The organism is Novosphingobium lindaniclasticum LE124, assembly GCF_000445125.1.
Classification (GTDB): Bacteria; Pseudomonadota; Alphaproteobacteria; order Sphingomonadales; family Sphingomonadaceae; genus Novosphingobium; species Novosphingobium lindaniclasticum.
In genome coordinates, this window is record NZ_ATHL01000082.1 from 1 (window position 1) to 11,038 (window position 11,038).

An 11,038-nucleotide genomic window follows, 5' to 3' on the forward strand; every position below is an offset into this window, starting at 1 on the left:
GCGGCGTCTGGCGGGGCTCAATAGTTTCCCCGCGCTGCCTCCTGCAGGATCATTTTATCGAGCGTCAGATCCGACACCGCCTGCCGCAGCCGGGCGTTCTCTCGCTCGAGATCCTTCATCCGCCGTGCCTGATCCATCTTCAGCCCGCCGTACTCCTTGCGCCAGCGGTAATAGCTCTGTTCGGTGACGCCGATCCGCCGGCAGGCGTCGGCCACCGTCCCGCCCTGCGCCAACACGATCTCCGCCTCACGCAGCTTGCCGATGATCTCCTCGGGCTTGTGCTTCCGAGCCATTCCATTCCTCCTTCGTGGTCCAGACTACGATAGTCGATGGGCCACTCAGAAGGGGGCAGATCAGTTGCCGATCCGCTATCGCAACGTCATCGCCGTTCTCAAAAATCCTTTCTACGCAGGCGTTTACGTTTATGGAAAAAGCGAGAAGCGAACCTCCATTGTCGATGGCCGAGCCCGGCGGAGCTACGGGCACGGCAAGCCGGTGGGGACCTGGGAAGTCTTCATCAGGGATCACCATGAGGGGTACATCAGCTGGGAAGAATACGAGCGCAACCAGAAGCAGCTGGCACTCAACAACTATGGCAGCGCCGGCGGTGTGAAATCCGGCCGAGGGGGGCGAGCGCTACTCTCGGGCATCATGACGTGCCGACGGTGTGGACGGCGACTGACGGTCACCTACACCGGAAACCCGCAGAGCCGACCGGTGTATCGCTGCGACAAACCAAACCTTATGATGGGCTTGCCCCGATGCATGACCTTCGGCGGTCCACGGGTGGATGCAGCAGTTGCGCGCGAACTGCTACGCGCGGTAGAACCGTTGGCGATCGAGGCCGCGTTCGAGGCGGAGCGGATGCACAGGGAACGACAAGAAGAGCAGCGCCAGATTCTCGACCTGGAACTTCAGCAGGCGCGTTACGAGGCCCACCTTGCCGAACGCCGCTACGCTGCCTGTGATCCCGATAATCGCCTGATAGCGGCGCAGCTGGAGAAAAGCTGGGAAACCGCATTGCGGCGCATCCGTGACCTGTAGGCGCGCCAGCCCGCGGAAAACCCGGCAACCATTGAGGTCGATCAGGGTGCGTTCGCCGATCTGGCGGAAAACCTTTCGGCGGCGTGGAACGCTCCGGATGTGACGATGCGCGCTCGCCAGCAACTGCTGCGCACATTGATCGCCGACATCGTCGTCGATGTCGATGATGCTGTGCGTGACGTCGTGCTCACGATCCATTGGCGGGGCGGTCAGCACTCGGAACTGCGGGTTCGCAAGCCGAAAGCCGGCGAGCACGGATGTGCAACAGCGGAGGATGCGCTTGAGGTGATGCGCAGCATGGCGGGCCGTTGGTCCGACGAGCATATCGCCGCGACGCTCAACCGGATGGGCTTGCCTACAGGCCAAGGCAAAACCTGGACGGCGCACCGGGTCTACTCTGTTCGGCGTGTGCGAGGGATCGATGCCTACCGGTCTGCGGTGAAAGACGGCGAATGGCTCACCATGACTGAGGCGGCCAAAGCGCTTGGTACCTCAAGCCATACGGTAAGACTTCTCATCAAAACCGGCGTGCTTCCGGCGGTGCAGGTCGTACCGCGCGCGCCGCATCAAATCCGCTCCGCCGATCTGATGTTGGAAGCGGTAAAATCTGCGGTGGCCCGAAAGGGTCGCCCGTGTCGCGTTGTTGACGCGGATATGCTCCCTATGTTTACAGATACTTGAATATGGAGTGCATAATGAAACACGCTTCGGCCTTGGCAGGAAGAACTGGCTTTTCGCCGGTGCCGATTGCGGCGGCGAGCGAGCTGCCGCCATGAATACACTTCTCGAAACGGCCAAACTCAACGGCGTCAATCCGCAGGAATGGCTGGCTGACGTCCTTGACCGCATCGGCACAGGGCATCCGATCAACCGGATCGACGAGTTGCTGCCATGGAACTGGGCCACCCCGCCGGAATGAACGCGCATTTTGGGTGGATTTCAGCCATTGTGCTGTTCCCCATCGCGCTCATAATGGGTAGATGAAACGGGGCGTTATCCAACAGATTGGCCGAGGCCTTGGGGTGACCGTAGCGGCGAGCATAGGCGGCGGGTTTCTCGGCGCTGGAATGTTGGGTGCGAACCCTATCGGCGGCATCGGCATGTGGCCCGCCACTTTGTTCGGATCATTTGCCGTTCTTGTTCCAGCCTATTTCATCGCACGCGAAACAATAGGCCTCAGCCGTAGGCAATCCTACGCCGCAGTGATGTTGGCGGGCTTCAGCGTCGGTACAATTGCGATGCCACTCATTTTTGGGAGTGCTCCCGAATACACGAAGCCAGCCAGCGAATTCGGTTTCTGGTGGCTTGGCGGTGCTTTTGGCCTCGGCAGCGGCATATCGTGGATTGTCGCTCATCATTTAACTAGGCCAAAAGCTCGGGTAGAGGCCGCCTGCTGACGGGCGTTTTCTCCCGACAACGGTCCCGGGCGGACGCTTACGATCTACGCAAGGAGAACCATAATGTTCTGGTAATTGACACGCGCTGATCCACGCCACGCGCACCGCCGAAGGCGCAGCCGTGAAATTAAACGATAGAGTTAAACTTCCTGAATGGAGGGCGAGGTGGTCGAATCGATAAGCTCGACTTATCACCGTAGCCAATGGAGCAAATAAAATTGGCCTTGATCGACGGTGCCGATGAAAAGAATGCGCGCTCGACCTCCGGCGCGGAGAAGCCCGACATGGGGCCGACATCCAGCCCAACGGCTCGGGCTGCAATCATCAGATAGGCACCTTGCAGGCTAGAATTGCGAAACGCCGATATCTCTCTTGACTTTGGGTCCGCAAACCAGCTGCGCGCGTCGGCGGCTGGAAACAGTTCAGGCAAATGCTCGTGGAACTCAAGATCCATCCCAATTACCGCTGTCACGGGTGCGCTTGCGATTCTATCGGCGTTCTCGCGGCTACATGCTTTGGAGAGCAGCGCTTTCGCTTTGTCGCTTGCGCACCACACGATCCGGGCTGGCATCTGATTGGCCGATGTCGGCCCCATTTTCATAATGTCCCATATCTCCTCCAGCAACTTCGGCGGAATCGGAATGTCTAGAAATCTTTCAAAACTCCGAGCATTGCGGAAAATTTCGTCAACGGCGTCGGCATGAATTGCAACAGTCATTCATCAGCCCGATCAATGGTGGGTGAGGGGCCGAACTTACCGTTGGGAACGGCTATTCGATAGCTGCACCTGCGTGATTTCGCATTTGCGAAGACTAGGCGAGCAGCCGCAACGCGGTTCTAGGGCATCATTCCGGTTTCGCGCCGGGCTGTCTGCTGTTGGCGGATCATGTGTTCGCCAAAATGCGTCATGGATGTGATCAAGGCAACACCCAGTGCGGAATCGTGTTCACGACAGGCGATTGCCAGGCGTTCGTTGTCGAGCAATATTCGGTCGAATTCCCGGGATACATCGCCGCCGAGGCGAGTAACGCTCATGCGCATTTTCCACGAACGTAACAGGCGCTGAAGACTGCTGTTGCCGCACCGATCTACCCAGAAGTTATGAAGCGCGGTCCGAGTCGCCAGAAAGCTGGGAACGTCGCGGCGCGCCGCTTCTGTGCGCAATTTCGCCAAAATTGCATCCATTTCGTCTAGGTCCTCGCCAGATGCATTTTCGATGAATTTGCGGATCATGAACCCATTCAGAACGGCTCGAATGTCGTATAATTCGGCAATTTCCGCTAGACTGATGTGGGCCACACGCGGCCGTCGGCGGGGGAGGATTTCTACTAGGCCCTCCTTCTCCAGCAGCATCAGTGCTTCCCGGATCGGAGTTCGGCTTGTGTTGAAGCGGCTCGCCAGTTCCACGGAATTTAAATCGGCACCGGGGAGCAGGCGTCCTTCGGTGATGTCGCGGGCGACTTCGGCGGCGATCTGGCCGACCAGAAGATCTTGTCGCTCATACAGCTCCAGCGGGACATGCGTATCAGCGACGAAGTTCGGCTGAATTTGAGGCTCGTGTTCCATTTGAACTGCATAGACAATCGGCCCGTCCCGGCAAAGTGCTCGTTACCTGTGCGGGGTTCCGGATATCGGCTGCTCGATGAAGTGAGTCGATATGTCGACACTTCTGCGTCGCCAGTTCATGACGAGGTGAAAGGAACCGAATGACCATGCTGCTCGACATACCTCACATGGACCCTTTGGAAGATGCCACGGCACTCATCGGGAACCGCGCCGCGTTGCAGGATGTCCTCCGCGAACGGGGATACTGGTTTTTTCGTCAGGTGCTTGATCAGGGTGCGGTGGCGCGAATGCGGGAGCGTTATCTCGCGGTCCTGCGGGACATGGAGCTGATCGCGCCGGATGCTGGGGAGCCCATCTGGAATGGGCGCTCTCTGGAAGGCTTCCCCGAAAAGATCGAGGCGCTGCACGACCAGCGGGCGTGGCGCAGTTTCGTAGCTGAGCCTGAAATCCAGTCGTTCTTCACGCGCCTGCTCGGTGCGGCCCCGTTCTGGATACCCAGCGTTGAATACCGTATCACTCCTCCCAAGACCGGTGCGGCCCGCGATTTCCTGACCGGCCGTCATCAGGACGGTTTCGCGAATGGTGGCATTCCGATGCTGACCTGCTGGGTGCCGTTGACGGATATCGACGGAACGGTTGGGGGGCTGGCTCTGGCCGAAGGTCTGCAGACCGGCGGCATCCTACACGACCAACTTGATGTACCGCGCCATCGCATCCCCGACGGGACGATCCCGGACGACGTATGGCACCGCAGCGACTACCGCCCCGGAGATCTCGTCATGTTCTGTCCGGAAATCCCCCATAGCGGAATGGTCAACCATTCTGACCGGTTCCGTCTTTCCGTCGACGTGCGGGTAATGCCGATCGATGGCGAATTGCCGCTTGTCGGAACCGTCCTGGATATTGGCGAGGGCTATGTGCGTATCGCCAACCACGATGGACGCGACGTGCGCCTCATTCTCGATGAAGGCACGTACTGTCGGGGGTTGACGGGTGCGCGCATTCCCTTGCCGGACATGGTGTCCCGCGTGCAGGTCGGGGACGCGGTGATCGCGGCGTTCGAAGGGGATCGAGCTGTCCTGCTTCGACCGCAGCGTTGACCAACGTGTCGACACATCAGGCGTAAGAGCATAAGCGGTACAATCGAGGCCCTTCGATAGTTTTCGTCCAAGCATGCGCAGAGGTTTCGATCGAAATCTCTGCGCATGCCTGTTTGGTCAGGTGGGGGTCGAACGGCATTTGTCGCCAGCGGACAGAAGCGAAGCGCCCGCGACGGACGTGGTGCTGGCAACACCGCACAGCGTCATGGCCCGTGCCAGCTCCGAGCCCAGGGAACAGAGCAAGTCATGGACACCATCGGCGCCGGAAACTGCCAGGGCATGGCTGGTCGGCCGACCTACGAGCACTCCGGCGGCTCCCATCGCGAGAGCCTTTAGTACTGAGGTGCCATTGCGGATGCCGCCGTCCACCAGAACGGTGTGCGGTCCGCAGCCTTCGATCACCGGCCTCAGGGCCGTGGCTGTATCGATCGCCCCGGAAAGCTGGTTGCCGCCATGGTTGGACACGATGATCGCATCCGCGCCATTGGCAAGGCACAGCCTGGCGTCATCTGCGCGTAATACCCCTTTGACGATGACCGGCATCGCCGCATGGGCGGCCAGCCAGGCCAGGTCATCAAGACCGGCACCGGTGAACATTGGCTCGCCCATGCCAGTTGCGATCGTTTCCCATTCCGCAGGCGGTGGGGGTGGCGGCGCCGGGCGACCGTCGGGCAGCAGGTCTGCGGTCAGCACCAAGGCCCGGCACCCGGCGGCGCGCAACATTGCCATGCGATCTGCCATCAACGCGCGGTCATGCGTCACGTAAAGCTGCTGCCACCATCGCGCCGTCGGAACGCGCCGGGCCAGTTCAGGAGTGCTGTCGATCACGGAACTGGGAAGCACCGCGATCGTCCCCGCTTTCGCCGCGCCCTGAAGCACAGCCAGTTCGCCGTCAGGGTGGTAACGGGTCGCTCGCCCGTTCGGCGTGGTCAGGACCGGCAAGGCCACATCGACGCCCAATATCGTCGCATCGGTCCTGACGCTTTGCACACCGCGCAATATCGCAGGGTATAGCGCCAGCTTGTCCCATGCCTGCGAGGCCGCTTCCGTTCCGCCATCGGCAACGTGCTGGAGATACTCCCAGACCTGAGGTGGAAGAATGCGGCGGGCGTTCTCCTGCCATTGTGCCGTCGTCTGCGCGGACATCAGCGGCCCCCGAACATGGGAGGACGTTTTTCGCGGAAGGCATCGACGCCTTCGCGGTGGTCCTCGGTCTGGGACATGACTGGCTGCATCGCGAATTCCGCTTCGAGAAACTGGTCGAACGAGCTGGCCGATGCGATCCCGAACTGGCGCTTGGCCATGCCCAAGGCAAGGGTGGGGCTTGCCGCAAAGGACGCGGCAAGGGCCTGGGTCCGTTCTGCCAGTTGATCGGGCGAAACCCGTTCGAGCACGAGCCCCAGCGCAAGAGCTTCGTCGGCATGGACCATGCGGCCCGAATACACGATCTCCTTGGCCCGCATCATGCCGATCTGCCGCGAAAGCAGCCACGCTGCCCCGGCATCGGGGGTGAGGCCGATGTTGCGGAAGATCTGTGCGAACCTTGCGCGATCGGTACAAACGACCATGTCGCAAGCGAGGGCGTAGCTCCATCCCGCGCCGACACATACGCCGTCCACCGCCGCGATCACCGGCTTGTTCAGGCCGGCGATCGCCCGCGCGACGCGGTGCAACTTTCGCATCCGCATCATCGAGGTGGCGGGACTTCGCTCTCCCATTTCGGTGACGTCGACACCGGCACAGAAATGTTCGCCCGCGCCGGTCAGGACCACGGCTCGAACGGCATCGATCTCGGCCAGATTCTCGAACGTGGTCCATAGCTGCTCCCGCATGGCGAGCGAGATGGCGTTGCGCTTGTTGGGTTGGTTCAGCGTTACGGTGGCAACGCCTTCCGCAATGGTGGTTTCGACTGTCATGGATATGTCCTCCGCATGGAGACAAACGACCTGCTGGCGCTCAGGTCAAAACCCGGCGGCGCATTTTCGCTTATGCGATGAAAGGGTGCGCCACTGCCCATAAGGTTCGCCCATCCGAACACTCACCTGCTTCAGGACCCTCGCGATTGACGCCCTTCACGCGCTGCTGCTCTTTGCCCGGGAGACCAACCGGAGTTTCGTGATGACGATCGCCGATCGCCTTGCTAGTTTTACCTGCGACACCAATTATGCCGACATCGACCCGGCCGTGATCGAGCGTGCCAAGGACTTGTGCATCAGCTCGCTCGGCTCCGCAGTGCTTGGCGCAACCATGGATGTGCCACGCACCGTGGCGCAGTATGTGCGTGAGCAGGGCAGCTGCGATGAAGCCAGCGTGATCGGTTTCGCCTTCGGCGCCACGGCCGAACAGGCGGCGATGATCAATTGCGATTCCTCGCACTGCACCGAACTGGAGGACGTGGCTTGGCCGGAAGCGCAGTATACCTGCTGCATCATACCGGCAGTCTTCACTCTCGCGCAGGCTCTTGGATCGTCGGGTCGGGACGTGATCGAGGCGGTCGTGATCGGGTTCGAGGTCGCAGCCCGGCCGGGGATGGTGTGCTCCAACGGCGGCGCTGCCGCACGCGGCTGGCTGTCGTGCGCAAATGTTGGCGTACTCGGCGTGGCTGCTGCGTCCGCCCGTCTCATGAAACTCGACTTCGCCCAAACGCGCGATGCGATCACGCTTGCAGCATCGCTGGGCGGTGGGCTGGTGCGGCAGACCGGATCGGGGGCGCACGTCGTCGAGGCCGGCTTTGTCGGGCGCGACGGTATTGCCGCGGCCCGTCTTGCAGCACGGGGAATTGGCGGTCATCCGCGCATTTTCGATGGTGAGGCCGGCTATTTCGATGCCCTGGCAGGGCAGCCCGACCTTGCGATGGAACTGGGGGCCGGCCGCGATTTTCGCATTATGGCAGTCGGGCAGAAGAAGTATCCGTGCTGCTATATGCTGCAACGCACCATCGATGCGTTGAAGGCTGCCATGGCCGATCACGGCTTCTCCGGCGAGGATGTCGAGGATGTCATGGTCGAGGTCAATGCGGCTTTCCCGGCGATCATGAAGTACGATGTGCCCACCGATGTCGAGGAGGCGCGCTTCAGCCTGCAGCATGTCGTTGCCGCGACGCTGGCTGGAGAGGCCATGGATGTTCGCAGTTTTGCCGCGGACAAGGTTGCCGATCCGCGCATTGCGGCCGATCGTGGCAAAGTGCGCATGGTGGTGCATCCCGAGTGGGGCTACGACCAGCTGGGCGCGCAGGATATCATTACCGTCACCTTGCGGGACGGCCGCCAGATCGGCACGACGGCAGTGAGGGCACACGGCGATGCTGACGATCCGCTGAGCCGTGCAGAGACCCTCGACAAGTTCATGCGTTGCACCAAGGGCCTTCTGCCACCTGGCATCCAGGCAGAGACGGCAGCCATGCTGGAGGCTCTGGAAACCCTGACGGATGTAGCGCCGCTGATGACAGCATTGTCGGCCGCGCCCGCATTTGCCGAATGAGGGCTCTGGCATGGATCTGAATTTTACCGAAGACGACCTGCGGTTCCGTGATGAAGTGCGTGGTTTCCTGCAGGATACGCTGCCTGACCATCTGCGTCAGAAGATGATCGCGCGTGCCCACTTGGGCAAGGCGGATATCGTGGAATGGCAGCGGATCCTCAACGCACGGGGATGGGCGGTTCCCCATTGGCCGGTGGACTATGGTGGCCAATCCTGGACGCCGACGCAGCGTTATATCTTTCAAGAGGAAATGGCGCTGGCGCATGCGCCCGAAGGCTCTCCTTTCAACGTCAACATGATTGGTCCGATCCTGTGCCGGTTCGGGACCGAGGACCAGAAGGCGCGGTTCCTTGCCGCAACCGCCAACATCGACATCTGGTGGTGCCAGGGCTTTTCCGAACCCGGGGCCGGGTCGGACCTCGCAGGGTTGAAATGCAGCGCGGTGCGCGAGGGCGATGTCTATGTGATCAACGGGCAGAAGATCTGGACCACGCAGGCCCAGCATGCCGACTGGATGTTCGCCCTCGTGCGCACCGATGCTACCGGGCGCAAGCAGCAGGGCATCACCTTCCTGCTGCTGGATATGACCACTCCGGGCATTACGATCCGCCCGATCCCCTCGATCGACGGCGTATCCGACCTCAACGAGGTGTTCTTCGACGATGTGCGGGTGCCGGTGGAGAACTGCATCGGCGAGGAAGGGAAGGGCTGGGACTACGCCAAGCATCTTCTCGGGAACGAGCGATCGGGGATCGCGCGCATCGGCCTGTCGAAAGAGCGGCTCAAGCAGTTGCGGCATCTGGAACGCACGATGGCCGCAGACGGCCGGCTGGATAGCGGCGAACAGGCCCGCCTTGCGCGGCGCCTGGCCGAAGTGGAGGTCGAACTGCGCGCTTTGGAATTGACGCAGTTGCGGGTAGTGTCGGCGGACGCGCATGGCGGCGGGGCGAATAGCGCCGCATCCATCCTCAAGGTCCGGGGCACCGAACTGCAGCAGCGCATGACCGAACTGGTCGCAGAGCTTGCCGGACCGGCCGGGCTGGCGTTGCCGGTTCATGACGACGCTATCGAGGGGGGCCACGAGGAACCGGCCGGCTGGTTGGCGAACGCGGCGCCTTACTACTTCACCATGCGCAAGGTGTCGATCTTCGGAGGCTCCAACGAGATCCAGAAGAACATCATCGCCAAGACCATCCTGAGGCTGTGAGGGTATCATGGACTTCAACCTGAATGACGAGCAGCGCCTGCTGTCCGACACGATCAACCGCTTCGTCACCGACCGTTATGATTTCGAACATCGTCTTGCCGCCATGGCCCAGCCGGACGGTTTCAGCCGTTCGACCTGGGAGGAGCTTGCCGAACTGGGACTGCTGGCGCTGCCTTTTGCCGAAGAGGACGGCGGGTTCGGCGGCGGCGGGCTGGAAACGATGATCGTGATGGAGGCCTGCGGCAAGGGGTTGCTGCTGGAACCATTCCTGGCGACCGCGATCCTTGCCGGTGGCGCGCTCAGGTTGGCGGGGTCAGACCCGCAGAAATCGCAACGGATCGAGGAGATCATCAGCGGCGCGCATATCATGGCGCTGGCGCATCACGAGCCCGATGGGCCGCGTCATACCCTGACCCGGCTGACCACGCAGGCCTTGCCCGTCGAAGGCGGGGGCTGGCGCATTGACGGACGAAAGACGGCGGTGATCGCAGGCGCCGCGGCAGACGAACTTGTCGTCAGCGCGCTGGCGCCGCAGGGGCCAAGCCTGTTCCTGGTCGATGCCGCGAACCCGGGCGTGACGGTGGTCCGCCGTCACGGTTACGACGGCGTGGCGCTGGCGGACATCGCCTTCGACGATGTGCGACTGGACGAAGCGCATTGCCTGGGCGTCGCGGGCGAAGGCGCGCAAACGCTGCGCACGGTGTTCGAACATGCCAATGCGGCGGTTTGCGCAGAGGCCGTGGGCATCATGTCGGACATTCTGGATACGACGATCGAGTTCCTGCGCACGCGCACGCAGTTCGGCGTGCCCATCGGCAGCTTTCAGGCGTTGCAGCATCGCGCGGTCGACATGTTGATGGAGCTTGAGATGGCCCGCTCGATGGCGATGCTGGCAGCGATGTCCCTTGAACTGGATGCCGAGCCACGCGCGCGCAACATCGCCGCGGCAAAGGCGCGCGTGGGAAGCGCCGCGCGCATGCTGGGCCAGCAGGCAGTGCAGTTGCATGGTGCGATCGGCCTGACGATGGAGTACAAGGTCGGCCACGGCTTCAAACGGTTGACGGCGATAGACGCGCTGTTCGGTGATGCGGACCATCACCTGGATGCGCTGGCACAGGCCGGAGGCCTTCTGGCGAACGCATGACAGCCAACCTTCATGATCTTGTTTCATGAAGGTTGGCAAAGCCCTCGCGGTTTTCCAGGTCTGCAGCGTCAGATGCTCGCAGGCCTGGCATACATAGAGC

11 protein-coding genes and 2 pseudogenes are annotated in these 11,038 nt (G+C 61.7%); 8 read left to right on the forward strand and 5 right to left on the reverse strand.

Going from position 1 to position 11,038, the window contains the following annotated elements; genetic code table 11:
• Positions 1-293 (reverse strand): annotated as a pseudogene (locus L284_RS37060) (transposase); the annotation flags it as partial.
• A 64-nt stretch (positions 294-357) separates the two neighbouring features.
• Between L284_RS37060 and L284_RS48795 the strand changes: the two are divergent.
• The 4 genes and pseudogenes from L284_RS48795 to L284_RS37075 all read left to right on the forward strand — a co-directional run bounded on the left by L284_RS48795 (position 358) and on the right by L284_RS37075 (position 2,441).
• Positions 358-1,044: a recombinase zinc beta ribbon domain-containing protein gene (locus L284_RS48795; RefSeq protein WP_235054385.1), complete on the forward strand. Its 687-nt coding sequence runs from the start codon at positions 358-360 to the stop codon at positions 1,042-1,044.
• Between the two features lie 105 nt (positions 1,045-1,149).
• Positions 1,150-1,725 carry a helix-turn-helix domain-containing protein gene (locus L284_RS48800; protein WP_235054386.1) on the forward strand — a complete coding sequence of 192 codons (576 nt, stop codon included), beginning with the start codon at positions 1,150-1,152 and terminating at the stop codon, positions 1,723-1,725.
• Positions 1,726-1,756: 31 nt separating this feature from the next.
• Positions 1,757-1,963: pseudogene (locus L284_RS37070) on the forward strand (transposase domain-containing protein); the annotation flags it as partial.
• 103 nt (positions 1,964-2,066) lie between these two features.
• A complete protein-coding gene (locus tag L284_RS37075; RefSeq protein ID WP_152524676.1) occupies positions 2,067-2,441 on the forward strand; it encodes a hypothetical protein in 375 nt (124 codons plus the stop codon).
• Between the two features lie 127 nt (positions 2,442-2,568).
• On the opposite strand, the gene L284_RS37080 is transcribed toward L284_RS37075, so the two are convergent.
• Positions 2,569-3,159: a malonic semialdehyde reductase gene (locus L284_RS37080; protein WP_021234411.1), complete on the reverse strand. Its 591-nt coding sequence runs from the start codon at positions 3,157-3,159 to the stop codon at positions 2,569-2,571.
• 119 nt (positions 3,160-3,278) lie between these two features.
• Positions 3,279-4,007 (reverse strand): GntR family transcriptional regulator, encoded by a 729-nt coding sequence (locus L284_RS0124320; protein WP_021234412.1) that lies wholly within the window; start codon positions 4,005-4,007, stop codon positions 3,279-3,281.
• Between the two features lie 140 nt (positions 4,008-4,147).
• On the opposite strand from L284_RS0124320, the gene L284_RS37085 reads away from it, so the two are divergent.
• Positions 4,148-5,107, forward strand: coding sequence for a phytanoyl-CoA dioxygenase family protein (locus L284_RS37085; protein ID WP_021234413.1), 960 nt, complete (start codon positions 4,148-4,150; stop codon positions 5,105-5,107).
• 117 nt (positions 5,108-5,224) lie between these two features.
• On the opposite strand, the gene L284_RS37090 is transcribed toward L284_RS37085, so the two are convergent.
• Entirely contained in the window at positions 5,225-6,253 is a 1,029-nt protein-coding gene (locus L284_RS37090; RefSeq protein ID WP_021234414.1) for an alpha-hydroxy acid oxidase, read from the reverse strand.
• Positions 6,253-7,023 carry an enoyl-CoA hydratase/isomerase family protein gene (locus tag L284_RS37095; RefSeq protein ID WP_021234415.1) on the reverse strand — a complete coding sequence of 257 codons (771 nt, stop codon included), beginning with the start codon at positions 7,021-7,023 and terminating at the stop codon, positions 6,253-6,255. The genes L284_RS37090 and L284_RS37095 overlap by 1 nt, the downstream gene beginning before the upstream one ends.
• Before the next feature lie 202 nt (positions 7,024-7,225).
• Here L284_RS37095 and L284_RS37100 point away from each other — a divergent pair, with 202 nt between their 5' ends.
• Genes L284_RS37100 through L284_RS37110 form a run of 3 tightly spaced genes read left to right on the forward strand, consistent with a single transcriptional unit; the run spans position 7,226 to position 10,938 of the window.
• Positions 7,226-8,587, forward strand: a complete 1,362-nt coding sequence (locus L284_RS37100; protein ID WP_021234416.1) for an MmgE/PrpD family protein — start codon at positions 7,226-7,228, stop codon at positions 8,585-8,587.
• A gap of 10 nt (positions 8,588-8,597) precedes the next feature.
• Positions 8,598-9,794 (forward strand): acyl-CoA dehydrogenase family protein, encoded by a 1,197-nt coding sequence (locus L284_RS37105; protein WP_021234417.1) that lies wholly within the window; start codon positions 8,598-8,600, stop codon positions 9,792-9,794.
• 7 nt (positions 9,795-9,801) lie between these two features.
• Complete coding sequence (locus L284_RS37110; protein ID WP_021234418.1) at positions 9,802-10,938, forward strand: acyl-CoA dehydrogenase family protein; 1,137 nt, start codon at positions 9,802-9,804, stop codon at positions 10,936-10,938.
• The last annotated feature ends 100 nt before the right edge of the window (positions 10,939-11,038 follow it).